Below are 25,078 nucleotides of genomic sequence, written 5' to 3'. Positions count from 1 at the left end.
TCATCAACCAGACAAAAATCATCTAATTGTATAGATACAAATATCCGTATCAAGCAAAATTTTCATACAATTTGCTCTCGTTCCATCGGTAACGATAACTCTTAGGCAAGCGTACCGCCTGACTATTCCCGCTCATAAACAGCTTTGCCGTTTCCATTGGCTGCTCCGTATATACAGAAGGATATACTATTATTTATAGTAAATATTCTGCTAGTCAAGCAATGCCGAAATAAATTATGTTATAATTATGGCATTAACTAAACGGTTTAAGCAAATTTATGATCATTAGAGCTAAAGGAATTAAGCGCGGTCAAACTATTATTTTGAATCAATCGCTTTCTCTACCGGATCAAGAAGTGGAAATCATGGTCATACCTATTTCCGATCCGGAGAGTAAACCCTTGAAAAAAAATACATTAGCTTCCTTTGTGGGAAAGCTGCAAAATTCACCCAATTTTCAAAATGATCCGGTTGTAATTCAGCGTCAGATGCGTGATGAGTGGGATTAAATTTTTATTAGATACTAATGTGGCGATCGGCATTCTCAAAGCCTATCCATCGGCGATCGCATTTCTGGCAACCGAGCAGCTAGAATTTGAGAACTGTGCTATCAGTCAAATTACGCGAATGGAGTTACTCAGTTATCCTAACTTAGAGGCAGAAGAGGAGCAGACGATTCAAAACTTGTTGGCAAATTTATTAGTCTTGAAATTAGATGAAAAAATTGAACAAGAGGCGATCGCCTTTCGACGCAACCATAATGTGAAGTTGCCCGATGCGATTATTGCAGCAACTGCGAAGGTTTATGGGTTACGATTGTTAACGTTGGATCGGCAATTACAGGCTAAATTTAGCATTTAAGTAGGTGGGCAGAAATAAATGCACCAAAGACCATATCAGAAGAAAAACTGTCATTCCCGCGAAGGCGGGAATCCAAGGGGTAGGGTGTGTTAGGGGCGGCGCTAATTTAATTACCTAATAATTAGCCTAAAAATCCGCCCCGTAACGCACCATCATCAACCAGACAAAAATCATATAACCAACCGTAGGGTGTGTTAGGGGCGGCGCTAATTTAATTACCTAATAATTAGCCTAAAAATCCGCACCGTAACGCACCCTAGCCTAGGAAATTAAATTTTTCACATATTGTTTAATCGCCGGTTGTAGAGTAAAACCAGAGGTTTTTTCCACCAAATTTCGTCTTTTTAAAGATTGAATCGCTTTTAAGAAATCGGCATCTGATAAAAGTTCTGGTGGTTTCTGGCTGATTTTGACAGGTTGGTCTTGGGTGGCTAACCACTGAAGCAAGATTTTCTCAGATTCACAAAGGCGTTGATAATGTTGTTTAAGGATGGGTTCTAAGTCTCCTAAAAATAGGGTGGGATAAGAGAGATATTCTTGGACGCTACCGTTAAATAAATCCAGAATAGTAGAGGCGATGATATTCAGCCATAAAGGGTTGGCGCTATAAATTTGGATTAGTTCTGACCATTTTTTCTGGTCTTTGAGTTTTCTGGCGCTGAGAATTTCGGTGGCTAGTTTACCTAAGCCGAGAACGGGTAGGGTTTTACAATAAGAATTTTCGGTTTCTAGGGCAGCAATTTCTAGGGGTTGTTCCCAGGTAAGAAGCAGTAGACAACTGTGATGAGTGTGTTGGCCAATTTCATTAATTAGTTGACCATAGTTTTGATATTCTGGGCGATAATTGCCGACTAATTCCCCAGGGGTTAAGGTTTCTTGAAAGTCGTCGAGAATGATTAGGCAACGGTGGTTTCTCAGATGGTCTAAAAGGGAATTCCGAGAGTTTAAATAGTTGACGATTGATGGGTTTTGGCTGGGTTGAGGTGGGGCAAGAAATTCGATGATGTGGCTTTGCAGGGCGTTGAGGTTGGGCAATTTGCGATGACTGCGCCACAGGATGCGATCGAACTTGTCTTCGATTTGTTCTACCAGTTGTCTCGCGAGGGCGGTTTTCCCAATTCCCGATAGTCCGGTTAGGGTGATGATGCGGCTATTTTCTTCTAGTATCCATTGTTTGAGGGTAGCCAGTTGTTCGGTGCGGTTGTGGAGGCGGTTGTATTCCGGTGCTTGGCTGAGGTCGTGGCGAGGTTCTGGTTTGTTGCGGGGGGTGAAGGTGGCGGGCGATCTTTTTTTTTGATTGATTGTAGAGGTCGCTACAGACATTTATGTGATTGCCAATATTCCCAATTTGCACCCCATTAAAGGAAGAGAATATTTTATTTTCGATGAGCGATCGCACATTCTTTTTCTTAACATCTTCTCCCAACATATCCGACAGGAGTTTCCACAATTCCGATGCTGACTTTCTCACATGATCCTTGCTACAGTGGTACTCCTCAGAGATATCCTGATATTCTTTACCGTTCCATACACCCTCCAAAATAGCGCGTTGCAGGGAGTCCAGATGCTTCCCAGTTCTGGCAAAAATCAGATTATCGGTCCACTGCAAGGCTTCTTGAATTTCCATAGCTGCTAAGTTTGGTTGTAGTTTTGTATAGTTTTGTGTACTTTTACCCCCCATTATCCCACATTTTCCCCCTTTTAGCCACAAAATCCCACATTTCCCCCTTTTTTAGTTTTAAACCCCTCAGAAATACCCCCCTAGATACCACTTTTGGGGTGTTGAATTATAGCATAAAACTTGAGATAATTCAGCAAAATTATTAGTGGATTTATTTATTATGAGTCCAGAAAAACCCCCAGATCGCTCTGGTAAATTTGAAAGTCAGATGATTAAGTGTCCAAAATGTGGTGGTAGTGGCCAAAGAACTTTTACTGATAAATCATCGGGTAAAACAGGGACTTCTCAATGCCAGACTTGTAAAGGAAAAGGACAAATACCTGGTTAAAACAGAGCTAAAGTTTTTTTAAAATTAGGTAAATATATATGTCTAATATTTCTGATTTATCAATCACACTTGCGGAAGTCTCCCGCGCTTCTAATTTAAAACCGTGGCAAATACGCAATATACAAGCAGATGTTTCTCAGGCTGCTAATATCATATATTTTTTTTGGTTTATTCTCATCACGCCTATTGTCTTTTCGTTGAATTTATTGGCTACTGGTATTAATATTTTTATAGTTATTATTATAATGATTATATATTTTAAATATATTTGGTACTGTCGCAAGAAAAATTGTAATAAATTTAAGCATTTTCTTAATTTATATAGACAATTTTTAAATTTTAATTCATTGATTGAAAGCGCTGAAGCATTAGATGAGGCTGGACGTTCAGGTGGTTCCAATAGATTAGAAAATCGAGAGAAAGTCATCAAAGCTTTAACTTCTATCCGGGCGGACTTGATTTCTGCCCTAAGAATTGAAAAAGCATTTAGAGAAAATCCTAATTTCAGTTCCAGTAGTTTTACTCCAAATTTAGAACCTTTGCAATTTTTGCAACTCAGTGAGCAATCGAGTGAATATGGGAGATTATTTAATGAAGCACTTCAAATTGGTATGAATGTTCAAGAAGAGATGCAAACCCTTCAAAGAAGATAGTAATCAGTCAGTCTGGTAGTCTGGTAGGTTGGGTTGAGGAACGAAACCCAACCACCACAACAATTTGCCAATCCAGAAACTTAACGATTAAGAGCAGGATGGGGAAGCGATCGCCACATCATTAAGTAACTGACTCATCCGCTGCCATCAAAACATCCGCATACAGTTGGCTACTAATTCGGAAATTGGCTTGTTCTATTAAATTATCCATAATCGGCTTAACTTCCATAATTATTTTTTGGTGTTTTGCTAATAGAAGAATTCCTAAAACTCCAGTAATCTTTACCCCGAAATCTCTGTTATACTAACTTGCCCGACCTTCGCCAAATTGGAAATCGGTGAAGTGTTGCTGACAACAATCATTACTACTCCGTTTCCTCTAAAGTTTTGAGGTCTTCCTGAAACTCATCAATATCATAATTAACGCAAATACCTCGGTCAGAAATCAGTTTTTGAAACTGCATCCGATGCAGCCCCAATAACTCACTGGCTTTACCCAAACTAATTTTATCTTGCTGAAATAACATCAGCACAATTTCCCCAAATAACTCATTTTCAGAAAAGCCACTAGCCTTTACTAAATCATCGGAAATCACTAAACTCATGGTGTTCTCTCCTGGGCTTAATTTTCCTGCTTCAATATTAGCACACCGGAGAGCGACGGGGAATACAGAAACCAGGTTTCTCTGATGGGTTTCTGCATCTTTACTAAGATTTGACCAGAAACCCGGTTTCTCTACAACGCCACCACTCGTGTTTCAGCTTGTCTAAAAGACTTAGGTTTTACTACGATTTCCACATCTCGACCCAACGCATTTAAAAAACGAAACAACCGAGTAGTGGAAAAACCCGATAGCTTGCCATTCACTAATGCTGACACTTTAGGCTGGTCAATTCCTAACATTTGTGCCGCCTCAGTTTGAGTCATATTTTGGGCGGAGATAATACCACTAATTCTCCGGGCAAGTTCTGCCTTGACCAGTAATTCATCAGAATTTTCTAACTCTAAATCTGCGAAGACATTGCCACTGCCTGCTTGTACTTTAATGGGCTGATTCATATTTTTCCTACTGATTGATGTAATTTTCTGAATTAAAGCCTTTGAGTGGTTTCGCAGAGGGGTGCTTTTCACCACATTGAGCTAGATATAGCGCATAACCAACACCTTGCCGAACCTCCTCCGGGAACTCCTTTAAATCCTCCAGAGAACTGCCAACCCACTCAACTGGTTTTAGTAATTCACTCATGCCTCAATTATGCTACTTTTGGCATATCATGTCAATCCCTGAATCCTGCTAGACTGAACTTAAGAAACTGATGAAGCTAAGTTTATGAAAATTAAAGCCATTATTCATCCAGCAGAAGAAGGGGGCTATTGGGCAGAAGTTCCAGCCCTTCCCGGTTGCATTACCGAAGGCGATACCTGGGAAGAGGTCACGCATAATTTACAAGATGCCGTTGAGGGTTGGCTGAGTGTTGCGAATAATAGCCTGAAAAAAATAGAGCCCACAGACGAATAAAAAAACCCCCAGCAACAGAATGAAATAAAATGATTTTGTTGAAGAAGCGATCGCGCCTGAGACTTAGAAACCGGGTTTCTGTGAGAGTTTCTGCATCCTAACTGAGATGGCAATAGAAACCCGGTTTCTTGGCATAAGTAAGAGCGATCGCCTTCCCCTAAAATAGAGTGAGTTGACCTTTATCTATATGAGTGAAACAGTTTACATCGAAACAAGTATTTTAGGGTATCTCACTGCTAGATCGACCAAAAACTTGATTATCGCTGCCAATATGGAGATTACAAGAGACTGGTGGGAAGCCGGAACGCCTTTACTCTTTATACATCAGAAGCCGTTTTAGACGAAGTGGCACAAGGAAAACTAGCCGAAATTAGTCTTGATTTTGGCTATGTGCTGCCTGTTCTCTGTACGCCAAACGAACTGATGGGAGATTAGTCCATGTGGAAAGATGAAATTGTCGAAGAAATTCATCAAATTCGCGATCGCTATGCCAAGTCTTTCAACTACGATTTGAATTCTATATTTGAAGACCTCCGCAAAAAGCAAGCAGAAAGCGGCAAAGAAGTTGTCACGTTGTCGCGCCCACCCGGTGTAAAAACCCGTTGGAGTGGACGATATTTTGATGGTGAAATAAAGGAAACTAACCCCACTTAGAAGCGATCGCGGTTACGGATGGCATATCCCCTGAGACCAAGAAACCGGGTTTCTTTTAGGAATTCTGCATCTTTACTAACATTTTACTAGAAACCCGGTTTTTGAGGTACAATTGCCGTAAAGCAAAACTCTCAACCCTGCTTGTCCAGAAAATATCCCTATGAACAGTCAAGAAATCACTGCCATATTTGATGGTCAATCCTTACAATTAGAATCGCCCTTAAACTTAGAAATAGGAACAAGAGTGAAAGTTACAGTGGAAACCCTATTGCCCCCTAAAAACACCCCCAAGACATTTCTCCAAACAGCCCAGTCCTTACAGTTACAAGGTGAGCCAGATTGGTCCGAGAATATTGACCAGTATCTATACGGAAACTCCATTACTGACAATGAATGAAGTCTTTTTAGATACATCTTTTGCGATCGCACTTTCTTCTATTACAGACCAACATCATGCTAAAGCCATTAAATTAGCCACTCAACTAGAAACTCATCAAACCAGGTTAGTAACTACTGATGCTATTTTATTAGAAATTGGTAATGCCTTGTCTAAATCAAAATACAGAATGGCCGCAATTCAACTATTAGAATCCCTAGAGAACGATCCGAATGTTGAGATTATTTCCCTAACTAAAGACTTATATTTTGCGGCTTTTAGGTTATTTAAACAACGACCTGATAAAGAATGGGGGTTAGTAGATTGTGTGTCATTTATTGTCATGCAAAATCGAGGGATCACCGACGCACTAACCGCTGATGCTCATTTTCAACAAGCCGGATTTCGAGCCTTACTCAAAATCTAGTCCCTAAGAATTGCTTCGCCCAAACATCCAAAAACCGGGTTTATTTCAGGAATTATGCACCTACTAACATTTTACTAGAAACCCGGTTTCTTGGCATAAGTAAGAGCGATCGCCTAGACTCAGAAACCGGGTTTCTCTGATGGGTTTCTGTATCCTAACCAAGATTTCACTAGAAACCCGGTTTCTCTGCACATTACAACGCCACCACTCGTGTTTCAGCTTGTCTAAAAGACTTGGGTTTTACTACGATTTCCACATCTCGACCCAACGCATTTAAAAAACGAAACAACCGAGTAGTGGAAAAACCCGATAGCTTGCCATTCACTAATGCTGACACTTTAGGCTGGTCAATTCCTAACATTTGTGCCGCCTCAGTTTGAGTCATATTTTGGGCGGCGATAATACCACTAATTCTCCGGGCAAGTTCTGCCTTAACCAGTAATTCATCATAATTTTCTAACTCTAAATCTGCGAAGACATTGCCACTGCCTGCTTGTACTTTAATGGGCTGATTCATATTTTTCCTACTGATTGATGTAATTTTCTGAATTAAAGCCTTTGAGTGGTTTCGCAGAGGGGTGCTTTTCACCACATTGAGCCAGATATAGCGCATAACCAACACCTTGCCGAACCTCCTCCGGGAACGCCTTTAAATCCTCAAGAGAACTGCCAACCCACTCAACTGGTTTTAGTAATTCACTCATGCCTCAATTATGCTATTTTTGGCATATCATGTCAATCCCTGAATCCTGCTAAGTAGGTGAACATAATTAATTGCACTTTTCGTTCCCCACCGATAGGCTTTGGATTCCCGCCTTCGCGGGAATGACAGTTTTTTTCTGATATGGTATGTGGTGCATTTATTTCTGCCCACCTACTTAGACTGAACTTAAGAAACTGATGAAGCTAAGTTTATGAAAATTAAAGCCATTATTCATCCAGCAGAAGAAGGGGGCTATTGGGCAGAAGTTCCAGCCCTTCCCGGTTGCATTACCGAAGGCGATACCTGGGAAGAGGTTACGCATAATTTACAAGATGCCGTTGAGGGTTGGCTGAGTGTTGCGAATAATAGCCGGAAAAAAATATAGCCCACAGACGAATAAAAAAACCCCAGCAACAGAATGAAATAAAATGATTTTGTTGAAGAAGCGATCGCGCCTGAGACTTAGAAACCGGGTTTCTGTGAGAGTTTCTGCATCCTAACTGAGATGGCAATAGAAACCCGGTTTCTTGGCATAAGTAAGAGCGATCGCTCTGATTAAATTACTCTTCAAATATAGGCGATCGCTCTCATTGTAAATTGCTTGTAAATTCCTTCTCGGTGTTCTCTGTGTCTCCGTGGTGAAAAATCCCCAGATTGACTTTACCGAAAAATAGAGGGGCGATCGATTATCAGAAATGAAACCATCAGTCTTGAAGTTCAGGAACCCGATCGCTTTCATATTGTTCAATTAAAACACCGAGAATATCCATCAGTGAAGCGAGAGGATGTGCTTCATCTTCGCCAACTTCATCAATCAGGCGATCGAGCCAATCAACCAGATATTGATAACTGGCTTCATCGCGGGGAATGACTAATTTAGTTGCTAGGGGCTGCCACAATTTTTGAGTTTCATCAATGCTCAACATTTTTACTCTCTCCATTTTCCTTGATCGTACTCTGCATGAGTCAAAACTGCCCGAATATAAATTTTTTGTCGATTATAGTGAATCGCCGCTATTAACCGGACTTTGTTCCCACCAATATTAAACACTGTGAGGTTATCAACTTGGTCAGCACTGGGAAACTCGTTACGAAGTTCAACAAAGGAATTAAATGTTCCTGATTTCACCAGTTGATACCAACGAGCCAATGCGCTTTCTGTGTCCGGGTATTTTGCCGCAAATTCATTGAGCCGTTTGCGTGTGATAACGTGCATAATGAAACTCAGGGATATTACCCAATTATATCATCGGTTTGAATGTCTGCGTCGCGCTCCTTAAATTTCCTCTCCAAAGAACGAAAAACGCGATTCCCTCTAGGTATCCGCTTCGCGGAATCGCCCCTGAGACTAAAAAACCGGGTTTCTGTTAGGAATTATGCATCTTTACTAAGATTTTCCTAGAAACCCGGTTTCAGGAAGGAAAATTTAGTTAAAATATTACTGTACTCTCAATCCTCAGAAACCATGACGCAAACTCAATATCAACTCTCTCTAAACTTTGAGCAAGTTTTAACCTTGGTCAAACAACTGCCCGAACCCGAAAAACTGCAATTAAGTCAAGAACTGGCTAAGGAATTGTTAGACAGTAAATTAACCGCCCTTTTAGAGTCTTTCAAAACTGATGAACTGTCCCTAGATACAATTACTCAAGAAGTTGAATCCGTCAGAAGTGAAATTTATGCTAGTTATGCTAAAAAATCAGCCAATTAAAGTAATTATCGATACTAATATGAAGGATTAGTTTCCTGATTGGCAAAGAATTAGCGAATCTTAAAGAGTTAATCGTCAGTCAGACTGTTCAAGTCGTCTTTTGTGAACAAATCACAGAAGAAATTAATCGGGTGACGCAAAGACCAAAACTCCAAAAATATTTTTCGGCTGATAAAGTCAAAGAACTGCTAGAGCTTTTGGCGGTTATTGGGGTATCCATAGAAATCAGATCGGAAGTTTCTCTTTGTCGGGATGCCAAAGATAATTTTTTATTGGCATTGGCTAAAGATAGTCAAGCGAATTTCTTGATTACAGGGGATGCAGATTTATTAACTTTAGGTAGTTTTGCCGGTACAAAAATTATTACTTACCAGGATTTTTTAGAGCAGATAAATCCATAAACTTACCCGGCAATGATTCGTTTTGCCAACAGATAATCCAGTGAATTGGCAATATCTAACAATTTAAAGCTGCGGATACCATATCCCCTAGACTAAGAAACCGGGTTTCTCTGATAGGTTTCTGCATCTTTACCAAGATTTCGCTAGAAACCCGGTTTCTGGGTAGACAGCGATCGCCTTTATGTCAGAATGGAGGGAAAGTCAAGATACTTCAAGGAGTCTCATGGCGATCGCCGAACTAGATCGTATTACTATCAACCCAGCAGTATGCCTTGGACAGCCAACGATCCGGGGAATGCGGATCACTGTAGAATTTGTCCTCAAACTACTCGCTAGTCACTTATCTGTGCCAGAAATTTTAGAATCGTATCCAGAATTGGAGGAAGAAGACATTCGTCAGGCGCTCAATTATGCAGCCTGGGCGGTATCCGATCGCGTTGTTAGCTTCACTTCAGTATGAGTAGTATGCGTTTAATTGCCGACGTTCATATTTCTCCTTTGACAGTTGCGGCGTTAAAGGCACAGGGCTACGATATAGTCAGGACTACAGATTTATTACCTGCGACTGCTGCTGATGCGGAGATTTTGGCACTTGCGAGGGTACAAGGTAGGGTTATTTTAACCCAAGACCTAGATTTTTCCATGCTGGTGGCTCTCAGCAACTATGGACTGCCCAGTTTAATCACATTACGATTGTCTTCTGTAAAACCCGATTTGGTGACACAAAAACTCCTAGATGTTTTACCGACTGTGGAAACAGAACTGACAGAAGGTGCAGCGGTGACAATTAATGATGATTCTGTGCGGATTCGTAAGCTGCCAATTCGATGAAGTAATGTCTAACAATTCTCTTATAGCGGGCTGAAAGGATCTGCGGATGCTGAGGAAGTTAAAACGATTTCCAGCGAGACGCTTTCCTCTAAAGTTTTGAGGTCTTCCTGAAACTCATCAATATCATAATGGACGCAAATACCTCGTTCAGAAATCAGTTTTTGAAACTGCATCCTATGCAGCCCCAATAACTCACTGGCTTTCCCTAAACTAATTTTATCTTGCTGAAATAACATCAGCACAATTTCCCCAAATAATTCATTTTCAGAAAAGCCACTAGCCTTTACTAAATCATCGGAAATCACTAAACTCATGGTGTTCTCTCCTGGGCTTAATTTTCCTGCTTCAATCTTAGCACACCGGGGAGCGATAGGGAATACAGAAACCGGGTTTCTCTGATGGGTTTCTGCATCTTTACTAAGATTTGACCAGAAACCCGGTTTCTTGGCATAAGTAAGAGCGATCGCCTTCCCCTAAAATAGAGTGAGTTGACCTTTATCTATATGAATGAGACTGTTTACATCGAAACAAGTATTTTAGGGTATCTCACCGCTAGATCGACCAAAAACTTGATTATCGCTGCCAACATGGAGATTACAAGAGACTGGTGGGAAGCCGGAACGCCTTTACTCTTTATACATCAGAAGCCGTTTTAGACGAAGTGGCACAAGGTGATCCGGCGATCGCCGCCCAACGACTAGATATTTTAAGTGATTTTCCTTTGCTGGCCTTGAATCAGGCGGTACAAGCCTTGGCCGCACAATTTTTAGCCCGCAGTAATTTGCCCCCTAAAGCTAACATAGACGCGATCCACATCGCCGCCGTAAGCACATCGCCAATGCCCAGATTCAAGGAAAACTAGCCGAAATTAGTCTTGATTTTGGCTATGTGCTGCCTGTTCTCTGTACGCCAAACGAACTGATGGGAGATTAGTCCATGTGGAAAGATGAAATTGTCGAAGAAATTCATCAAATTCGCGATCGCTATGCCAAGTCTTTCAACTACGATTTGAATTCTATATTTGAAGACCTCCGCAAAAAGCAAGCAGAAAGCGGCAAAGAAGTTGTTACTTTGTCGCGCCCACCCGGTGTAAAAACCCGTTGGAGTGGACGATATTTTGATGGTGAAATAAAGGAAACTAACCCCAGTTAGAAGCGATCGCGCCTAAGACTAAGAAACCAGGTTTCTGTGAAAGTTTGTGCATCCTAACTGAGATGGTAATAGAAACCCGGTTTCTGGGTAGATAGCGATCGCGCCCCTGAGACAAAGAAACCGGGTTTCTCTGATGGGTTTGTGCATCCTAACTGAGATGGCAATAGAAACCCGGTTTCTTGGCATAAGTAAGAGCGATCGCCCATCGTATCGTTTCAATGAATGTGGTATAATAAAGAGCAAATCCATATTTTATGCATCTAACCGCCAGTCCAACCAAGACCAGCCTCTTGGTGGATATTATCGGTTTCTACATCGGTAACTTTTAGAGTATATTATTCATAAAAATTGACAGCTATTATGAATCAAAAATTAGTCTAATCTTTGGTGCAAATTATTACTTCGCTTTCTGATGAATAGCGGCAATGCTTGAAACGTGAACTCCAGAACTTTTATCAATAAAACTAGATTGCTAATTTGTAACATAAACTAAAAAAAATCAAAAAAAATATCATATGTAATACCATAATCTCATAATTTTTATGAAAAATTTCAAAAAGGTGAACTAGGAGATTTTATGGATTTTTTTGAAGGTAACACATATTATCAAATGCTTACAGCTTATTCGATAATTACTAATTACAATATCAGCATTTAGTAAACCAGTTATTGAAGCTGTCTTTTCCGCTCATAATCAGAGCAACTTCAATTAACTTTTCTAGCACTTCCATTGCTCTTGTTGGGAACATTCTTATCAGTGACTTCACTGTTGACCACAACATAGAAATCGGATTAAAGCCTGGTGAGTAGGGTGGTAAATATTCTACTCTAGCTCCCGTAGCCGTGATTAATTCTTCAATACCTTCAATGGAATGAATATTCAGGTTATTCATCACTACCACATCCCCTGGCTTCAGCTTAGGAACCAGGTCATCCTCTACAAACTCCTTAAAGTCCTTCCCTTTCATCGAGCCTTCAATTACTTTTTTCGCTACAACTCCTTCAATACTTATTGCCCCAATTAAGGTCATTTTTCTCCCTTTATAAAAGGGTCTTAAACAAAATGCCTTTTTACCCTTTTCACTCCTGGCCACCTCCCGACTCATCCCCACCCAGAATGCTGTCTCATCAATAGACATCTCCGAAAACAATCTAAGCTTCACCATGACTGCGTTTGAGTAAATGAAGGCTATGTAGATATTCAGATTATACGTACGATAGAATCAGGGTTGAAAATGCCTGTTATTGGAAATTAACTAAAAAATAGCATCTCGAAGAAGCATATTTTATCTGGAAAAAATGCAATTGTTCTAGCTATAAAATCAAACTACCAATCCGTAATTGGACAATGACACAAATATTCATAATTATTTGTTCATATTTCTGGGTATTTAATCTAAATCTTTCTTGTGCTACTCTAAATATCTTGACTAAACGAATTAAATGTTCAACAAAAATTTTCTCTGATGCTAGTTCTTTGTTTTTTAACTTTTGTTTAACTTTGGTTCAGGGGTTAATTCTTGTTTTTTCGATTTTTTCGCCGGGGTTTTAATTGACTTTTCTCCTTGATAAGCTTTCTCGCCATTGAACCTTTGGTTAGATTCAAATTATTTATGAGTTTCACGAAATAAACTTAGATCGCTTTTTGAACCTGGTTCACCAGCGACTACATCTACAATATCTTTACCATTGGGTAGGACAATTAGCTGGTTTTTTTATGAGTTTTTTTTACCAGAGTAATAATTTTTTTGAGTCTCATATTCTGAAAATCTTTCTATAGGCTGTTCGTAGCTATCCACAATTAACTCAAAATTTGTTAACTTTTTTTTAACAATTTCGTGGTCCCTGGAGTTTTTTTTGTGATATTAAACTCGGTGGTAAGATTTCTCCCAGGAGGGGAAACCAATAGTTAAACGTATCATTGGCGGTTGTCTCACTTACGCCAAACTGAATACCCAGCAACTGAAATGTTGTTAAATGAAGTAAATATGTTAAGGTTAAAATTATTTGTGATTCTAGGGTTAATTTGGGTTTACGTCCACCTCCAACCCTAATGATTCTGAATTTTTTAGATTCTGCCAATTCTTTTTTCTGATTATGTATATTTATTGCTTTTTCTATAAGTTGCTTTAACTGTTGATGCTCGATTCCTAATAACCGATGTGATTCTTCAGGATTGTTATTAATATACTCAATTATGTTGCTCATAATTTCAGGTTAAATTAACAACTATTTGCTATAATACCACAATTTACTTCTTTTTCGGAGATGTCTAATGGGAAAATTTCCCGACTGGATAGAGAATTCTCATTCATCCGATGGCTGTGGATCAGGGGTTTGGGCTGATCAGTCCAGAATTTTACCAGAATTATCTCATCATAGTAAAGCCACATTTTCTGCCGCGAGAGTAACGGTAAAGGGAGATTTTTTCCTAAAAATTACCTAATTAATTAAAAGATACTCAAAGATATTCAAAGATATTTTAAGAGGCAAAATGCCAAATTTTGACCGTTCTGTCCCAACTGCCACTGACCAAGGTTTGACCATCAGAACTAAAAGCTAAAGACTTGACAGTTCCTAAATGGTTGAGAGTTTGTAGTAATTCTCCGGTGTGATAATTCCAGATTCTAATGGTGTTATCTTGACCCCCACTGGCTAGAGTTTGGCGATCGGGACTGAAGGCTAAACAAGATACATAACCTTCATGGTCAGTGAGGCTTTTTTCTAGTTTCCCGGTTTCCAGATTCCATAAATAAATTGGTTGGTCAGAACCACCGCTGGCAATGATTTTGTCATCGGGACTAATGGCGATCGCCCAAATAATGCCTTTAGACTGATCGAACCAAGATGCTAATGACCCAAAAAAATCATCGGGACGGTTTAATGTTCGCAGTCTTTTTTCTGCCCGCCAATTCCAAATCATAATCGCACTATCTGCCCCACCACTGACCAAAATTCGACCATCAGAACTAAAGGCGATCGCGGTAACTTCCCAGCCATGTCCTTTTAAAGTGTATGCAACTTTGCCCCGATCTATTTGCCAAATTCTAATCGCCGTATCTACAGCGGTAAAACCAATATGCCCACTGGCAAGATATTGTTGGTCAGGACTAAATGCCAAACTCCCTACCCGCAGATTGACTAATGAAGCGCCCAGGGATTTTTGCAGCTTTCTCGTAGTTAAATCCCACAGCTTAATTGTGCCATCATTAAATTCGTGATTGCTGGAACTAGCTAATATTTTCCCATCGGGACTAAACGCCAACGCAATAATCGCGCTATGATGTCCAGTGAGGGTTTCTAGGAGTTCTCCGGTTGCCTCATTCCATAGTTTAATTGTATTATCTTGACTGCCACTGGCGATGGTTTTTCTATCAGGACTCATGGCTACGCAAATAATCGGTTGCGTATGTCCAGTTAAGATATGTTTGATTTTCCAAGCAGGAGGCGGTAAAAAGTCTTGCCAAGTGGGAGGCTTAACGGAGGGATTTTGGCAAATTACCGGCAACCAACTCACCCCCGGATATTTTTTATCCCAGGCATCTTCGAGTTTTTTTCTGGCTAATAATACTGAGGTATAAAAAGATTCTTTGCTGGCAAAGGCAGTGAGGAAATCCCTTAAAAAATGCTGGGCTACTTGGTCTGGTATGCGATCGCGCATGACAATCATTTGCGGCAAATGAAATCGCTGCAATTGTTTGGCGAAACCTAAGCCATCACAAGAGTTAAAAATTACCAACTGTAATCCGTTGGCGATCGCCTCTTTTAAAGTGTTCTTCAACTCATTAATCGTTAAAGTTTCTGTTTGGTTAATATCGAAATAGCCAATTCCGTCGCTGGTAAAACTATGACCAGCAAAAAATAAAATATGCCAGCCTCTTTGATCTTCAATATCTTTCAATAAATATTGTTTAGTCGGTTGTTCGAGAAAGTGGATATCGGCCTGATTTTTTGGCAGTTTCTCGAATTCCTGCTGGTCAAACTTCGTATCAATATTATCGTTCCTCCCCAAAACGGCAATAATTCTCACCTTTTCCCCTACTATACCCTTCGTTTTCGGTAATGCATATTCTGTCGTACTCAAGGCAATTTCAGAATTTGGAAAACCTTCGGTAAAAACATCCCACTCTTGCCAAGGCAATTGCCGAAGCTGATTTTCTTCCGTTTGAATTACGACCCTAATTTCGTCGGTTTTAGTCAAATATTGTTGTAGGCGATCGCGAATTTTTTGCCACTTTTCATCCCCAGAGTTTAGCCATTGATTCAGTTCTTGTTTTAGCTGTTCCGCTGAATTCTTACTAGAAAATACCCTAGCTTGTCCCTGTGCTTTCATCCGAGGATAATTCGGAGATTCTCCCCTATCATTACCTGTAACCTTCTTGCGAAAGTCTTGTTGCCAGTTGGTAAAGGATTCGGTGATTCTGCTCGATCCAGGAAGAAACCCGGTAATTTTCAATTCAGTTTCCTTGCCATCCTTACCCATTTCCAGAATTACCGGAAATCCCTTTTCAAAATTTCCATCAAGTAAAGTAAGGAGAATCAGCTTTTTCATTATTTTATCTCCAAAATATCTCTATGTATCATGTATCTGTAACCCAATCATCACAGGTAGGGGCGCGATCTTGACCCCAGTAAATCTGGAGGTGATAAGCAATAAATTATCTACGGTCAAGAGTCCGCCCTTACAAATATATTTACAGGCATCTTCTTTGCTTCCTATTTATCGGATATAACTCTTCCTCTTAAAAACTTTCGGTGATTTTTGTGTTGCCTAGAGTAAGCTGCACATAAAATAGTTCATATAATCCCACACTAAATGGCACTTTAATCGAATCAGCAAAACTTTTTATTTCTAGAGATAATTCTGGGACAACTGCTTCGGCTTCATCGAGAATAAGCACTTGCAAACCCGATGGCAAATAAAGGTCATCGTTCACTGGGTAAATCTCTATAATTACCTCAACTTCTTCATCTGAAGTTGGGGTTTGCTGAACCACCAAAATCACTGAATTGCCATCACCAAAGTCAACTTGCTTCGCTAATTCCACCTGCCCTGCGGCTGGGGTGGCGTCCGTTATTCGCGATCGCGACTGCTTCGGATTTAATAGTGAATCTACAGATTGCCAAGACCTGTCATACCCGGAGTTAATTCTCTGTTTATTCACCAAAACATTACCGGAAAATTGATCGAGTAGACTAAAAAGCTGCTGCATCAAAGCTTCTTCCTCTTTTTCTATCATCGCCTTGACTTCCACCAACCAACCTTCTGTTAATATCCAATTTTTTTCTACTTTCAAAGATTGGGTTAAATTTTTTTCACAAACATCTTCCCAGTTAACCCCAACAGCTTGGCAAATACTCACAAAGTTTTCGTGAACAATTGGGATGCGCCGCCAAAACTTTTTTAAAGCAGCTTGTCCAACCACAGCCGACTGAGCCCAAGAAAGAGAATACTTATTCAAGTTTTTGATTCGGCGGGCGCCATCGACTATATTCAAGCCTTCCTCACTAGCAATCAGACTTACTGCCATCTTTACCTAAATTGTATTTTTTCAGTTGATTTCATTTTTGGGTGTACTTTTAGTACCATTCCTAATAGTACCAAAATATAGAGCTTTTTTGCCTGGATAAATCCACCAAGATTAAGGGGTGGAGAAAAGTTAGCGCTAACTCCCTTTCTCCTCAGCAGTCAATCAATGACCTTGAGGCAGAAACGAGCTATGAAAACTCAAATTTTGACTTCCCCAATCCTCGTTGTAATTATACTACTGGTCGAGTCCATTTCCTCAGCTTCTTTGGCCGCCAATTCCCAGTTAAGCCAAAAAGCTGCTATGACCTTGACTGACTCGGAAATTATCGCCAACCAAGACGGCGATCGCACTTCAGAATCGGATCAATGCAAAGAGCAAATAGATTGTGGCAAAATACAATCAACCCGCCTTGTTCTCTAATTTTTCGTAGTTAGGGCTGAAAAAATGCCCTAATTCTTGAACCAATGTAAAAATATTCCCCCATTCCCAGCCTTATTGCCAAGGGGGTTGGGGGAATCTTGTGCATAACCCTCGATATATTTATTTCAATTGTGATTGATACAATGCTGTAGGGGCGATTCGCCAATCGCCCCTACTTGTATTAAGTTTAATTCAAACAACTATAAATTAGATTTAATTACCCCGATAAAAGCACTTTTGCTCTTTTTATAGTTTTGCTTAATAATAACTATTATTTATGATTAAATATGAATATATTTTTTGCTATAATAACTTTATTTATTATATAATTAAAATAAGCAAATAGCTGCCAAAATTTATGGTAAAAATAACTGGCATGACTCGCGAAATCCATGACCAATTTGCTAAAGACTATCTCTCAGAATTATTATCTCATCTCGGAGAAGTCGAAACCAGCCGGGAAGTCACATCAGAAGTGCGACAAGTGGATGTTTATTTTATCCCCGCCACTACGCCAAAAGACATCGATCCCAAACTCTTAGGGTTACTCGCGCCTATGGCCAAAACCGCTGGTTTATTTGAGCCATTTCGCAATCCTCCGACCCCGGTAGAAATCTCTAATTGCTTGGTAAAACTATTTGGCATTCAGGGGGAACAACGCCGCCAAGCCCGTCGGGAAAATGTCAGCCAAACTCAACTTGACTCACCGCGTTTGTGGATTCTATCTCCTTCCATTTCAACGCGAATTCTCGGAGGATTTGGGGCGAAACCAGACGAGTCAGAGGAATGGCCACCGGGAATCTATTTTCTGCCAAAATTTTTTTATACGGGACTGGTGGCAATTCATCAGCTACCCGTGACCCCAGAAACTCTCTGGTTGCGGGTTTTGGGTCGGGGAGAAGTCCAAAAAGCGGCGATCGATGAGTTGGTAGCTTTGCCAGAAGCCAATCCTTTACGGCGTTATCTGCTGGAAATCTTGGCCTCCTGGCGGATCAATGTGGAATTAAGTCAAAATTTAGATGAGCAAGAAAAACAGGAGTTGACTATGAACTTATCACCGGCATATTTACGTTTGCGAGAAGAAACTTTTCAAGAAGGTCGTCAAGAAGGTCTTCAAGAAGAACGCCGTTCAATGATAGAAAATTTCCTGCGAGTTCGCTTTGGAGAAGTGGATGAGCAATTGTCTCAGATTATTGAGTCAATGCTAGGATTGCCTACGGCAGAATTGACCGTAATGTTGCTGAATTTTTCCCGGTCTGAGTTGTTAGAACGATTTGATCAAAATCCTTAATTCTGTAGTAGGGACACGGCATTGCCGTGTCCCTACAAGGCAATGCCGTGTCCTTGGTCAAGTCATACCAAAAATATCTGAATAATTAATCCTGATAGTCTTGGCGTTATTTTTCTTTTAACCAATTATCTAATTCTCGTAATCTGATAGAATATATGGGACATTTTGCTAATGCGTCTTTTGTAGCAGACTCGTTTTTCAAATAATCCATTACTGGTGCTAGAATACAATAAGCTTCTGGCCGATCGCCGTTAATTGCGATCGCTTCTTCCAGGGATTTTTTCGCCTTTTCGTATGCGTCCAGGCAGAGTTGTGCTCTACCCAGGTTAGTCAGCAAGGCATATTTTACTGAATTATTTGTAACGATCTTTAAACCCTCTAAAAATAGGGAAGCTGCCCGGTGACAATTTTGATCTAGCGCATAGAAAAGTTCGATCCGCCCTCGGTTATTATAAGCTGTGGCGTTTTGATATTTCATAGCTTCCTCATATTGCCGAATCGCTGAATCAATATCGTTTTGGTCTTCATAAAGGGAGCCAAGATTATAATAAGCTTGGTCGTAATCAGACTTTAGTAATATTGCTATTTGATAGTAACTTTTAGCCCGGTTAAACTGCTGATTTTTGTGATATAAAATTCCCACTTTATTCATCTCAACAGCCAGTTTATTTGACTCAACAGCCAGTTTATTTGACGCAAAATGCCAGACGAACCCCAATGCCGTTAGTAATAATATTACAGAAGCGATCGCTTTCTTTGCTTTAAGAATTTTTTCTATTATATCCTTAAATGGGATAATTTTGCCTGCCGAATCACCAGATTTAAAACATTCTAAACCTTCTAAAGATGCTAAATCATTTAACCGGGATAAAATAACTTCGGTACTAGAGGGACGTTCCCTGGGAAACAAAGCCATCATCTCATCCAGTAAATCTGCCAATTTATCGGGAATTTCCGATGCGCGATCGCGCCAAATTAAATCCCCGTTAGTTTCATTTTCTGGTAAATTAATCGGCACAATTCCCGTCAGCAAATGCACCATTGTCCGACCGAGGGCAAAGAAATCTGATTGAGGCACCGCTTTGCCATTAATTTGCTCAATTGGGGTATAACCTTCTGGAGACATTAATCTCGTATGTTCCCGATCTTCTCCTAACTTTACCAGATAAGTATTGTTAATTTGCCTGACTCCCCCAAAGTCAATTAAAACCAGCTTGCCGTTCGGTTGCAGCATAATATTTTCTGGCTTAATATCTCGGTGAAAGTAATGATTTTGGTGCAGTTCTTGCAATATTTCCAGCAGTTGTTTTAACCAGTCAATTGCCAATGACGAGGCAATCGGTTGACGATCTCTTTGCTTTAACCAGGTTAATAAATTTTCCCCGGCAATTTTTTCCATCACCAAACAATGAATGGTTTCCTGGTCATTTTCAATGGTAAAATATCCCTGGGGTTCGACCTTGGGAATGCCGGGATGATTGAGATAGCTTAAAACTTTTGCTTCTCTTTGAAAAAGCGCGATCGCCTTGTCTTTCTCTGATGCGGGAATATTTTCTAAATTGAGAACTTTGAGAACTTTAATAACTTTAACTTTATGGCAAGACTTTTCATCCCGGACAGCAAAAACTTCGCCAAAGCCCCCTGACCCAAGCTTTTCCACAATTATATAGCGATTTTGCACCCGCATTCCGGTAGATAACATAAGCAACTCACTGGAATATGTGCTTAAATTGGTTAACAATATACTTCATTACCACGGGCTGAAGGGTAAACATCACTGGATCGGAGTCGCTGGTTTTTTCCGTAATTTTTTCAATCAGCGATCGCCTTGCTAAAGACTCCAAAACTTCGAGAATTTGCGAGTGAGAAACCGCTGGGGAAATTTTATCCCGCATTTGGGAAATAGTTACAGGTGATTCAGCGGTAGCAATGCGATAAATTACCTTTTTTTCTATCTCGGAAAGTCGCTCAAACTGCCGGTCTAAAACCTCACTCAATTGTCCCACAAATATAGTATTTTGTTGGATAAATTCCGAACTTTTCCCATTAAATAATTCTAAAATGGTATCAGCGATAATTTTTAACGCCAAGGGGTTGCCTCGGTAGCGTTGAATCAGTATATCCCATTCCGGTTCTTCGACTAATCCTTGTTCTTGCAAAAGTTGTCGGGCTGCCCTTTTTTGCAGTCCCGATATTTTTAAACAACGCACCGGACGCTTATGACCTTCTAGCTTGACAATTTCACGGGGTTTTTCGTGACTGGTAATGACAAAGCAGCTTTGATGAGGCAATGCGCCAATTTGATGGAATAACTTGGCATAATCTTCATAGCCTGGGCGATATTTTCCCGCCAGGTCGTTATTACTAAGAAGGGATTCTAAGCCATCAATAATAATTAAACAACGGTGGGAATTGCACAATTCAACTAACCGATTGATGCTACTTTCTAAGGTATCTGGTAATGCTTTTTTGGTTTGATAATTGGGGATTGATTTAAGCAAATTGGGGATAAATTTTTCTAAAGGCGGGGCATATTGCAGACTGCGCCAAATGACGATTTTAAACCGATATTGTAGCTGTTTTGCTAGTTGGATGGCCATGGTGGTTTTGCCAATTCCTCCCATGCCCAAAATTGCGATTAAGCGGCAGTTTTCTTCGCCAATCCATTCGCTCATTTGTGTCAATTCTAAGGTGCGATCGTAAAAAATGCCCACCTCTGGGCAGCTATCCCAATCAATGTATTGACCGTCGCTGAATTCTTCCAGGTCGGCGCCGGGGCGATCGGCAATTGAGCGCCAGTCGAAGCCTAAAACTTGGCAAAAAGCTTTAAATGCAGGGACAGTCACCGGAGATCCGGCTAAAAAACGTCTCCAGGTGGCTTCGGAACAGCCCTCAGCGTAAGGCCCGCCCAGTAGCCACTCTGACTCTGGATCCAAAACTTCACTGGCGGCCACAAGCCATTCAGCGTCGTCTCGCTTTCGCCCGCTTTCTTTTCGAGCCTGCTGAATTCTTTGTAATCCCAGTTCAGAGGCTTTAAGAGTACCCATGCTACCTGAATATCCTTGTAACTTTCTAGGTTAATTTTAGATCGGTTTGGGGCGCAGATGAAATTTAACTAGGAAGATTTGCCGATCCAACACTGACCTGGATTTTTGCTGAAAAATAGGCGAGCGGAGAAATTAGGCAGGTTTTAGAACAGTTGAGAAGCTGAAACCGGGTAAGCAACTGAAGTGTTGAAAGAAGCAATTGAGTTGTTAGGTTAAGAACGGCGATCGCCTTTTCAGGGAGCGATCCGGTACGCTTCGCGATCGCTTTTTGGGTGGGCGATCATTAGTTTCTCCATCAAACCAAGGTATTGCCTATATAATTGATTGGACTGAGAACCTAAATGAGGTACTTTTATGGAAGCAAATCTTAACAACATATTGGTAGAACTAAAGCCGCAGATCGAGTAGCTTTTCGTCGGCGATCGCAGGATATTACTGAAGTGGTTAGTGGAATTATGACAACAAGAACCTTTTCTCAAACAGAGAATCCAAAATTCAAGAGGGAAGCTATGAGGCTTTTCGCTTTTGTTTCCCAAGCAGAGAAACCGGGTTTCGCCGAAGTTACCCGGTTTCTAATCCCTACGTTATTTATTGCTGAAATCCCCGGAGGCGATCGCGCAATATTTCCGCTTGTTTTTCCGCCTCAGCTAAAGCATCTTTTGCTCCTTGGACGACATCAGCAGGGGCTTTATCCACAAATTTAGGATTACTTAATCGGCCATTAATTGATTTAATTTCTCCTTCTAATTTCGCTAATTTTTTCTCCATTTTAGCTTTGAAAGCTGCCACATCAATTACCCCAGCTAATGGCATAATCACCTGCACCGTTCCCACTACACTAGCAATACTTTGGGTCGGTTCTTTGGCCAAAGCCGCCGTAATAGTTAACTCTTCTACTTTGCCCAACAGTTGCAGATAATTTTGGCCACGATTTAGGATATTGCGCTCGCTTTCTGAATCACTTTGTAAGGTGATATTTGCCTTAATTCCTGGTTTAATATCCGCTTCTGCCCGTAAATTGCGAATAGTGCGAATTGTGCCAATAACTAACTCAAACTCTTGTTCAAGTTGGGGATTAATTAAATCATTCTGCAATGCGGGATAAGCTTGGGTGGCTAAAGATTTCCCCCCCTCTGCTTGGGTCAGGGTTTGCCAAATTTCCTCGGTAATATGAGGCATGAAGGGATGCATTAATTTCAGAATGCCTTCTAATACTTGGGCGATAATTTGTTGGGCAACCTGTTTAGAGGCAACATCCTCCCCTTGTAGCCGAGGTTTGACTAATTCAATGTACCAGTCACAGAAGTCACCCCAGATAAATTCATAGAGTCCTTTTGCCGCTTCTCCTAATCCATATTGGTCAATATAGTTAGCAGTTTGGGCGATGGTTTGATGATAACGGGAAAGCAACCAGCGATCGCACAATTCTAGGCGATCGCTTGCGGGAGTTCCTAGCTGTTGCGGAGTTTGTCCCTGCAAATACATCATCACAAACCGGGAAGCATTCCAGAGTTTATTGCAGAAATTTCGGGAAGCTTCCACAGAGATAGACTCATCAGTTTGCCGGTTATATTCTAAACGAATATCTTGACCAGCCCCAGCCACTTCTTTAACTAAAGTATAACGCAGGGCATCAGTCCCATATTTGTCAATTAATAATAAGGGGTCAATGCCATTCCCCGCAGACTTGGACATTTTCTTGCCATTTTCATCCAAAACCAAGCCATGAATATACACATCTTTAAAGGGAATTTGCCCCATAAAATGTTGGGACATCATGGTCATGCGGGCTACCCAGAAAAAGATAATATCAAACCCGGTGACTAAGGTAGTAGTGGGGAAATAAGTATTTAAGTCTGGGGTTTTTTCTGGCCATCCGAGGGTAGAGAATGGCCATAAACCGGATGAAAACCAAGTATCAAGGACATCCGGGTCTTGTACTAATTGGACATTTTCCCCAAATTGCGCGATCGCTTTTGCCTTAGCTTCTGCCTCAGATTTGGCTACGACAAACGGGGTATTATCGGTAATATTTCCGCCGGTTTCACTCACCGCATACCAAGCGGGAATTTGATGACCCCACCATAGTTGTCGGGAAATACACCAATCTTTTAATTTTACCAACCAATCGCGATAAACTTTTGTCCAGCGATCGGGGATAAACACGGGTAAATTACCCTCATCTAATGCTTTGAGAGTAGGTTGAGAAAGCGCCTCAATTTTCACAAACCATTGGGTAGAAATTAACGGTTCAACCGCCACCTTACCGCGATCGCTATAAGGAACCGAATGACTATAATCCTCAATTTTCACCAAATAGCCATCGGCTTCTAATCGCTGCACCACATTTTTCCGGGCTTCAAAGCGGTCTTGACCCACAAACGACCCAGCATTCTGATTTAAACTGCCGTCCTTATTCATAATATTAATAAACGGCAAATGGTGGCGTTTACCCATTTCAAAATCATTCGGGTCATGGGCCGGAGTCACCTTCACGCAACCAGTCCCAAATGCCGGGTCAACCAACTCATCGGCAATAATCGGAATTTCCCGCCCCATAATTGGCAAAGTAATCGTTTTACCAATTAAATGTTGATAGCGATCGTCATTAGGATTCACTGCCACCCCGGTATCGCCCAACATAGTTTCTGGTCGAGTTGTTGCCACTTCCAAAAAGCCACTGCCGTCGGTCAAAGGATAGCGAAAATGCCACAAATGACCATTCACTTCTTTTTGTTCAACTTCCAAATCAGAAACCGCTGACTGACTTGCCGGGCACCAATTCACCAAATACTGACCGCGATAAATCAGCCCTTGTTCATAAAGACTGACAAACGCCTCCAAAACTGCCTTGGATAAGCCTTCATCCATTGTGAACCGTTCCCGCGTCCAATCCACGGACACCCCCAAACGGCGCAATTGATTAACGATCGCACCTCCTGACTCGGCTTTCCACTGCCAGGCCCGTTCTAAAAACTTCTCGCGGCCCAAGTCATCGCGGGTTTTGCCCTCCTCTCGCAGTTGCTTTTCCAAAATCGTCTGAGTGGCAATACTCGCGTGGTCAGTTCCGGGCAAATAAAGGGTATTGCGTCCTCTCATGCGGTGATAGCGGGTCAACACATCAATCAGGGTATTGTTAAACGCATGACCCATGTGCAACCGGCCCGTAATATTCGGCGGCGGAATCACGATACAGTAAGGTTCGCCGGAATGGTTGGGGTCTGCTTTAAAAATATGCTGTGATTCCCAATATTCTTGCCACTTCGCTTCAGTGGTGGTCGGGTCATATTGGGAGGGAAGATTAGGAATTGTTGATGTCATCGCGAGTTTATGTAGTTTAGGCCAACTGTCTAATGTAACTTATTTTGTGTAACTTTTATTGCCTTTATTCTATTTTTTGGTTTTTTGATGGGAAGATTCACCACAGAGACACGAAGGACACAAAGGAAGTTAATTATCAGTTCTTTGCGTTCTTTGTGCCTTTGTGGTGA

The 25,078-nt window shown here is 40.9% G+C and carries 35 protein-coding genes and 3 pseudogenes; 18 read left to right on the top strand and 20 right to left on the bottom strand.

What is annotated here, in order from left to right:
- The first annotated feature begins 278 nt into the window (after positions 1 to 278).
- Together AM228_RS05135 and AM228_RS05130 are read left to right on the top strand one after the other, a co-directional pair.
- Positions 279 to 509, top strand: coding sequence for a hypothetical protein (locus AM228_RS05135; RefSeq protein WP_231636621.1), 231 nt, complete (start codon positions 279 to 281; stop codon positions 507 to 509).
- The gene (locus tag AM228_RS05130; RefSeq protein WP_054465024.1) at positions 496 to 861 is read left to right on the top strand and encodes a type II toxin-antitoxin system VapC family toxin; all 366 of its coding nucleotides are present in this window, start codon (positions 496 to 498) and stop codon (positions 859 to 861) included. Before AM228_RS05135 ends, AM228_RS05130 begins: the two co-directional genes overlap by 14 nt.
- A gap of 261 nt (positions 862 to 1,122) precedes the next feature.
- Here AM228_RS05130 and AM228_RS05125 read toward each other — a convergent pair.
- Positions 1,123 to 2,488: pseudogene (locus AM228_RS05125) on the bottom strand (NB-ARC domain-containing protein).
- A 214-nt stretch (positions 2,489 to 2,702) separates the two neighbouring features.
- Here AM228_RS05125 and AM228_RS31905 point away from each other — a divergent pair.
- On the top strand, positions 2,703 to 2,870 hold the full coding sequence (locus AM228_RS31905; protein ID WP_156331549.1) for a primase-helicase zinc-binding domain-containing protein: 168 nt from the start codon (positions 2,703 to 2,705) through the stop codon (positions 2,868 to 2,870).
- Positions 2,871 to 2,908: 38 nt separating this feature from the next.
- Complete coding sequence (locus AM228_RS05120; protein ID WP_054465023.1) at positions 2,909 to 3,523, top strand: hypothetical protein; 615 nt, start codon at positions 2,909 to 2,911, stop codon at positions 3,521 to 3,523.
- 121 nt (positions 3,524 to 3,644) lie between these two features.
- Here AM228_RS05120 and AM228_RS34910 read toward each other — a convergent pair whose 3' ends face one another.
- The 4 genes from AM228_RS34910 to AM228_RS05100 form a co-directional block, all read right to left on the bottom strand.
- The gene (locus AM228_RS34910) at positions 3,645 to 3,752 is read right to left on the bottom strand and encodes a DUF3368 domain-containing protein (RefSeq protein ID WP_231636619.1); all 108 of its coding nucleotides are present in this window, start codon (positions 3,750 to 3,752) and stop codon (positions 3,645 to 3,647) included.
- Positions 3,753 to 3,888: 136 nt separating this feature from the next.
- Positions 3,889 to 4,128, bottom strand: coding sequence for a UPF0175 family protein (locus AM228_RS05110; RefSeq protein WP_054465022.1), 240 nt, complete (start codon positions 4,126 to 4,128; stop codon positions 3,889 to 3,891).
- Between the two features lie 131 nt (positions 4,129 to 4,259).
- A complete protein-coding gene (locus AM228_RS05105) occupies positions 4,260 to 4,583 on the bottom strand; it encodes a helix-turn-helix domain-containing protein (protein WP_054465021.1) in 324 nt (107 codons plus the stop codon).
- A gap of 7 nt (positions 4,584 to 4,590) precedes the next feature.
- Positions 4,591 to 4,770 carry a hypothetical protein gene (locus AM228_RS05100; protein ID WP_231636618.1) on the bottom strand — a complete coding sequence of 60 codons (180 nt, stop codon included), beginning with the start codon at positions 4,768 to 4,770 and terminating at the stop codon, positions 4,591 to 4,593.
- A gap of 84 nt (positions 4,771 to 4,854) precedes the next feature.
- On the opposite strand from AM228_RS05100, the gene AM228_RS05095 reads away from it, so the two are divergent.
- The 5 genes and pseudogenes from AM228_RS05095 (at position 4,855) to AM228_RS05080 (ending at position 6,500) form a co-directional block, all read left to right on the top strand.
- Positions 4,855 to 5,043 (top strand): type II toxin-antitoxin system HicB family antitoxin, encoded by a 189-nt coding sequence (locus tag AM228_RS05095; RefSeq protein ID WP_054465020.1) that lies wholly within the window; start codon positions 4,855 to 4,857, stop codon positions 5,041 to 5,043.
- 187 nt (positions 5,044 to 5,230) lie between these two features.
- Positions 5,231 to 5,478 (top strand): annotated as a pseudogene (locus AM228_RS29215) (hypothetical protein).
- A 3-nt stretch (positions 5,479 to 5,481) separates the two neighbouring features.
- On the top strand, positions 5,482 to 5,697 hold the full coding sequence (locus AM228_RS05090; RefSeq protein ID WP_054465019.1) for a hypothetical protein: 216 nt from the start codon (positions 5,482 to 5,484) through the stop codon (positions 5,695 to 5,697).
- A gap of 160 nt (positions 5,698 to 5,857) precedes the next feature.
- The gene (locus tag AM228_RS05085; protein WP_054465018.1) at positions 5,858 to 6,094 is read left to right on the top strand and encodes a hypothetical protein; all 237 of its coding nucleotides are present in this window, start codon (positions 5,858 to 5,860) and stop codon (positions 6,092 to 6,094) included.
- Positions 6,087 to 6,500 (top strand): type II toxin-antitoxin system VapC family toxin, encoded by a 414-nt coding sequence (locus tag AM228_RS05080; protein WP_054465017.1) that lies wholly within the window; start codon positions 6,087 to 6,089, stop codon positions 6,498 to 6,500. Before AM228_RS05085 ends, AM228_RS05080 begins: the two co-directional genes overlap by 8 nt.
- A 193-nt stretch (positions 6,501 to 6,693) precedes the next feature.
- Here the strand turns inward: AM228_RS05080 and AM228_RS05075 are convergent, their stop codons facing one another.
- Both AM228_RS05075 and AM228_RS05070 read right to left on the bottom strand, forming a co-directional pair.
- Complete coding sequence (locus AM228_RS05075) at positions 6,694 to 7,017, bottom strand: helix-turn-helix domain-containing protein (RefSeq protein WP_054465016.1); 324 nt, start codon at positions 7,015 to 7,017, stop codon at positions 6,694 to 6,696.
- A 7-nt stretch (positions 7,018 to 7,024) separates the two neighbouring features.
- The gene (locus AM228_RS05070) at positions 7,025 to 7,204 is read right to left on the bottom strand and encodes a hypothetical protein (RefSeq protein ID WP_231636616.1); all 180 of its coding nucleotides are present in this window, start codon (positions 7,202 to 7,204) and stop codon (positions 7,025 to 7,027) included.
- A 210-nt stretch (positions 7,205 to 7,414) separates the two neighbouring features.
- On the opposite strand from AM228_RS05070, the gene AM228_RS29210 reads away from it, so the two are divergent.
- Positions 7,415 to 7,588 carry a type II toxin-antitoxin system HicB family antitoxin gene (locus tag AM228_RS29210; protein WP_072160656.1) on the top strand — a complete coding sequence of 58 codons (174 nt, stop codon included), beginning with the start codon at positions 7,415 to 7,417 and terminating at the stop codon, positions 7,586 to 7,588.
- 111 nt (positions 7,589 to 7,699) lie between these two features.
- Here the strand turns inward: AM228_RS29210 and AM228_RS31900 are convergent, their stop codons facing one another.
- The 3 genes from AM228_RS31900 to AM228_RS05060 are packed head-to-tail and all read right to left on the bottom strand — an operon-like array spanning position 7,700 to position 8,419.
- The gene (locus AM228_RS31900; protein ID WP_156331548.1) at positions 7,700 to 7,942 is read right to left on the bottom strand and encodes a hypothetical protein; all 243 of its coding nucleotides are present in this window, start codon (positions 7,940 to 7,942) and stop codon (positions 7,700 to 7,702) included.
- Positions 7,908 to 8,129: a hypothetical protein gene (locus tag AM228_RS05065; protein ID WP_054465015.1), complete on the bottom strand. Its 222-nt coding sequence runs from the start codon at positions 8,127 to 8,129 to the stop codon at positions 7,908 to 7,910. Before AM228_RS05065 ends, AM228_RS31900 begins: the two co-directional genes overlap by 35 nt.
- Before the next feature lie 2 nt (positions 8,130 to 8,131).
- Complete coding sequence (locus AM228_RS05060; RefSeq protein WP_054465014.1) at positions 8,132 to 8,419, bottom strand: type II toxin-antitoxin system HigB family toxin; 288 nt, start codon at positions 8,417 to 8,419, stop codon at positions 8,132 to 8,134.
- A 249-nt stretch (positions 8,420 to 8,668) separates the two neighbouring features.
- On the opposite strand from AM228_RS05060, the gene vap15 reads away from it, so the two are divergent.
- The 4 genes from vap15 to AM228_RS05040 all read left to right on the top strand — a co-directional run bounded on the left by vap15 (position 8,669) and on the right by AM228_RS05040 (position 10,146).
- Positions 8,669 to 8,914: a type II toxin-antitoxin system VapB15 family antitoxin gene (gene vap15 / locus AM228_RS05055; RefSeq protein ID WP_054465013.1), complete on the top strand. Its 246-nt coding sequence runs from the start codon at positions 8,669 to 8,671 to the stop codon at positions 8,912 to 8,914.
- A 26-nt stretch (positions 8,915 to 8,940) separates the two neighbouring features.
- Complete coding sequence (locus AM228_RS05050; RefSeq protein WP_197285224.1) at positions 8,941 to 9,315, top strand: putative toxin-antitoxin system toxin component, PIN family; 375 nt, start codon at positions 8,941 to 8,943, stop codon at positions 9,313 to 9,315.
- A gap of 181 nt (positions 9,316 to 9,496) precedes the next feature.
- Entirely contained in the window at positions 9,497 to 9,775 is a 279-nt protein-coding gene (locus AM228_RS05045; protein ID WP_313890576.1) for a DUF433 domain-containing protein, read from the top strand.
- The gene (locus tag AM228_RS05040; RefSeq protein WP_054465011.1) at positions 9,772 to 10,146 is read left to right on the top strand and encodes a DUF5615 family PIN-like protein; all 375 of its coding nucleotides are present in this window, start codon (positions 9,772 to 9,774) and stop codon (positions 10,144 to 10,146) included. The genes AM228_RS05045 and AM228_RS05040 overlap by 4 nt, the downstream gene beginning before the upstream one ends.
- Positions 10,147 to 10,166: 20 nt before the next feature.
- Here AM228_RS05040 and AM228_RS05035 read toward each other — a convergent pair whose 3' ends face one another.
- On the bottom strand, positions 10,167 to 10,460 hold the full coding sequence (locus AM228_RS05035; protein ID WP_054465010.1) for a UPF0175 family protein: 294 nt from the start codon (positions 10,458 to 10,460) through the stop codon (positions 10,167 to 10,169).
- 189 nt (positions 10,461 to 10,649) lie between these two features.
- Here AM228_RS05035 and AM228_RS05030 point away from each other — a divergent pair.
- Positions 10,650 to 11,079 (top strand): annotated as a pseudogene (locus tag AM228_RS05030) (type II toxin-antitoxin system VapC family toxin).
- Positions 11,080 to 11,082: 3 nt separating this feature from the next.
- The gene (locus tag AM228_RS05025; protein WP_054465009.1) at positions 11,083 to 11,298 is read left to right on the top strand and encodes a hypothetical protein; all 216 of its coding nucleotides are present in this window, start codon (positions 11,083 to 11,085) and stop codon (positions 11,296 to 11,298) included.
- 53 nt (positions 11,299 to 11,351) lie between these two features.
- On the opposite strand, the gene AM228_RS31895 is transcribed toward AM228_RS05025, so the two are convergent.
- From AM228_RS31895 to AM228_RS05005, 6 genes are all read right to left on the bottom strand, one after another.
- Positions 11,352 to 11,504 carry a hypothetical protein gene (locus AM228_RS31895; protein ID WP_156331547.1) on the bottom strand — a complete coding sequence of 51 codons (153 nt, stop codon included), beginning with the start codon at positions 11,502 to 11,504 and terminating at the stop codon, positions 11,352 to 11,354.
- 441 nt (positions 11,505 to 11,945) lie between these two features.
- Positions 11,946 to 12,437 carry a transposase gene (locus AM228_RS05020; protein WP_072160664.1) on the bottom strand — a complete coding sequence of 164 codons (492 nt, stop codon included), beginning with the start codon at positions 12,435 to 12,437 and terminating at the stop codon, positions 11,946 to 11,948.
- 175 nt (positions 12,438 to 12,612) lie between these two features.
- The gene (locus AM228_RS34905; RefSeq protein ID WP_231636629.1) at positions 12,613 to 12,738 is read right to left on the bottom strand and encodes a hypothetical protein; all 126 of its coding nucleotides are present in this window, start codon (positions 12,736 to 12,738) and stop codon (positions 12,613 to 12,615) included.
- Positions 12,739 to 13,125: 387 nt separating this feature from the next.
- Positions 13,126 to 13,506, bottom strand: coding sequence for a transposase family protein (locus tag AM228_RS05015; protein WP_197285220.1), 381 nt, complete (start codon positions 13,504 to 13,506; stop codon positions 13,126 to 13,128).
- A gap of 274 nt (positions 13,507 to 13,780) precedes the next feature.
- On the bottom strand, positions 13,781 to 15,850 hold the full coding sequence (locus AM228_RS05010; RefSeq protein ID WP_054465008.1) for a CHAT domain-containing protein: 2,070 nt from the start codon (positions 15,848 to 15,850) through the stop codon (positions 13,781 to 13,783).
- Positions 15,851 to 16,040: 190 nt separating this feature from the next.
- Positions 16,041 to 16,829: a DUF1822 family protein gene (locus AM228_RS05005; protein ID WP_054465007.1), complete on the bottom strand. Its 789-nt coding sequence runs from the start codon at positions 16,827 to 16,829 to the stop codon at positions 16,041 to 16,043.
- Between the two features lie 189 nt (positions 16,830 to 17,018).
- On the opposite strand from AM228_RS05005, the gene AM228_RS05000 reads away from it, so the two are divergent.
- Positions 17,019 to 17,249, top strand: coding sequence for a hypothetical protein (locus AM228_RS05000; protein WP_054465006.1), 231 nt, complete (start codon positions 17,019 to 17,021; stop codon positions 17,247 to 17,249).
- 358 nt (positions 17,250 to 17,607) lie between these two features.
- Positions 17,608 to 18,540, top strand: coding sequence for a hypothetical protein (locus tag AM228_RS04995; protein ID WP_369817673.1), 933 nt, complete (start codon positions 17,608 to 17,610; stop codon positions 18,538 to 18,540).
- A gap of 106 nt (positions 18,541 to 18,646) precedes the next feature.
- Here AM228_RS04995 and AM228_RS04990 read toward each other — a convergent pair whose 3' ends face one another.
- From AM228_RS04990 to AM228_RS04980, 3 genes are all read right to left on the bottom strand, one after another.
- The gene (locus AM228_RS04990; protein ID WP_054465004.1) at positions 18,647 to 20,242 is read right to left on the bottom strand and encodes a serine/threonine-protein kinase; all 1,596 of its coding nucleotides are present in this window, start codon (positions 20,240 to 20,242) and stop codon (positions 18,647 to 18,649) included.
- 7 nt (positions 20,243 to 20,249) lie between these two features.
- Positions 20,250 to 21,587: an NB-ARC domain-containing protein gene (locus AM228_RS04985; protein ID WP_054465003.1), complete on the bottom strand. Its 1,338-nt coding sequence runs from the start codon at positions 21,585 to 21,587 to the stop codon at positions 20,250 to 20,252.
- Positions 21,588 to 22,175: 588 nt separating this feature from the next.
- Entirely contained in the window at positions 22,176 to 24,908 is a 2,733-nt protein-coding gene (locus AM228_RS04980) for a valine--tRNA ligase (protein WP_054465002.1), read from the bottom strand.
- Between the last annotated feature and the right edge of the window lie 170 nt (positions 24,909 to 25,078).

It is taken from the genome of Planktothricoides sp. SR001 (genome assembly GCF_001276715.1).
Taxonomy (GTDB): Bacteria; Cyanobacteriota; Cyanobacteriia; order Cyanobacteriales; family Laspinemataceae; genus Planktothricoides; species Planktothricoides raciborskii.
This window is presented reverse-complemented; position numbering and strand designations above follow the sequence as displayed.

Bases quoted from the DNA above. Each gene is read 5' to 3' on its own strand.
- AM228_RS05135 (WP_231636621.1), top strand. From the start codon at position 279: ATGATCATTAGAGCTAAAGGAATTAAGCGCGGTCAAACTATTATTTTG.
- AM228_RS05130 (WP_054465024.1), top strand. From the start codon at position 496: ATGAGTGGGATTAAATTTTTATTAGATACTAATGTGGCGATCGGCATT.
- AM228_RS31905 (WP_156331549.1), top strand. From the start codon at position 2,703: ATGAGTCCAGAAAAACCCCCAGATCGCTCTGGTAAATTTGAAAGTCAG.
- AM228_RS05120 (WP_054465023.1), top strand. From the start codon at position 2,909: ATGTCTAATATTTCTGATTTATCAATCACACTTGCGGAAGTCTCCCGC.
- AM228_RS34910 (WP_231636619.1), bottom strand. From the start codon at position 3,752: ATGGAAGTTAAGCCGATTATGGATAATTTAATAGAACAAGCCAATTTC.
- AM228_RS05110 (WP_054465022.1), bottom strand. From the start codon at position 4,128: ATGAGTTTAGTGATTTCCGATGATTTAGTAAAGGCTAGTGGCTTTTCT.
- AM228_RS05105 (WP_054465021.1), bottom strand. From the start codon at position 4,583: ATGAATCAGCCCATTAAAGTACAAGCAGGCAGTGGCAATGTCTTCGCA.
- AM228_RS05100 (WP_231636618.1), bottom strand. From the start codon at position 4,770: ATGAGTGAATTACTAAAACCAGTTGAGTGGGTTGGCAGTTCTCTGGAG.
- AM228_RS05095 (WP_054465020.1), top strand. From the start codon at position 4,855: ATGAAAATTAAAGCCATTATTCATCCAGCAGAAGAAGGGGGCTATTGG.
- AM228_RS05090 (WP_054465019.1), top strand. From the start codon at position 5,482: ATGTGGAAAGATGAAATTGTCGAAGAAATTCATCAAATTCGCGATCGC.
- AM228_RS05085 (WP_054465018.1), top strand. From the start codon at position 5,858: ATGAACAGTCAAGAAATCACTGCCATATTTGATGGTCAATCCTTACAA.
- AM228_RS05080 (WP_054465017.1), top strand. From the start codon at position 6,087: ATGAATGAAGTCTTTTTAGATACATCTTTTGCGATCGCACTTTCTTCT.
- AM228_RS05075 (WP_054465016.1), bottom strand. From the start codon at position 7,017: ATGAATCAGCCCATTAAAGTACAAGCAGGCAGTGGCAATGTCTTCGCA.
- AM228_RS05070 (WP_231636616.1), bottom strand. From the start codon at position 7,204: ATGAGTGAATTACTAAAACCAGTTGAGTGGGTTGGCAGTTCTCTTGAG.
- AM228_RS29210 (WP_072160656.1), top strand. From the start codon at position 7,415: ATGAAAATTAAAGCCATTATTCATCCAGCAGAAGAAGGGGGCTATTGG.
- AM228_RS31900 (WP_156331548.1), bottom strand. From the start codon at position 7,942: ATGAAAGCGATCGGGTTCCTGAACTTCAAGACTGATGGTTTCATTTCT.
- AM228_RS05065 (WP_054465015.1), bottom strand. From the start codon at position 8,129: ATGTTGAGCATTGATGAAACTCAAAAATTGTGGCAGCCCCTAGCAACT.
- AM228_RS05060 (WP_054465014.1), bottom strand. From the start codon at position 8,419: ATGCACGTTATCACACGCAAACGGCTCAATGAATTTGCGGCAAAATAC.
- vap15 (WP_054465013.1), top strand. From the start codon at position 8,669: ATGACGCAAACTCAATATCAACTCTCTCTAAACTTTGAGCAAGTTTTA.
- AM228_RS05045 (WP_313890576.1), top strand. From the start codon at position 9,497: ATGTCAGAATGGAGGGAAAGTCAAGATACTTCAAGGAGTCTCATGGCG.
- AM228_RS05040 (WP_054465011.1), top strand. From the start codon at position 9,772: ATGAGTAGTATGCGTTTAATTGCCGACGTTCATATTTCTCCTTTGACA.
- AM228_RS05035 (WP_054465010.1), bottom strand. From the start codon at position 10,460: ATGAGTTTAGTGATTTCCGATGATTTAGTAAAGGCTAGTGGCTTTTCT.
- AM228_RS05025 (WP_054465009.1), top strand. From the start codon at position 11,083: ATGTGGAAAGATGAAATTGTCGAAGAAATTCATCAAATTCGCGATCGC.
- AM228_RS31895 (WP_156331547.1), bottom strand. From the start codon at position 11,504: ATGGGCGATCGCTCTTACTTATGCCAAGAAACCGGGTTTCTATTGCCA.
- AM228_RS05020 (WP_072160664.1), bottom strand. From the start codon at position 12,437: ATGTCTATTGATGAGACAGCATTCTGGGTGGGGATGAGTCGGGAGGTG.
- AM228_RS05015 (WP_197285220.1), bottom strand. From the start codon at position 13,506: ATGAGCAACATAATTGAGTATATTAATAACAATCCTGAAGAATCACAT.
- AM228_RS05010 (WP_054465008.1), bottom strand. From the start codon at position 15,850: ATGAAAAAGCTGATTCTCCTTACTTTACTTGATGGAAATTTTGAAAAG.
- AM228_RS05005 (WP_054465007.1), bottom strand. From the start codon at position 16,829: ATGGCAGTAAGTCTGATTGCTAGTGAGGAAGGCTTGAATATAGTCGAT.
- AM228_RS05000 (WP_054465006.1), top strand. From the start codon at position 17,019: ATGAAAACTCAAATTTTGACTTCCCCAATCCTCGTTGTAATTATACTA.
- AM228_RS04995 (WP_369817673.1), top strand. From the start codon at position 17,608: ATGGTAAAAATAACTGGCATGACTCGCGAAATCCATGACCAATTTGCT.
- AM228_RS04990 (WP_054465004.1), bottom strand. From the start codon at position 20,242: ATGTTATCTACCGGAATGCGGGTGCAAAATCGCTATATAATTGTGGAA.
- AM228_RS04985 (WP_054465003.1), bottom strand. From the start codon at position 21,587: ATGGGTACTCTTAAAGCCTCTGAACTGGGATTACAAAGAATTCAGCAG.
- AM228_RS04980 (WP_054465002.1), bottom strand. From the start codon at position 24,908: ATGACATCAACAATTCCTAATCTTCCCTCCCAATATGACCCGACCACC.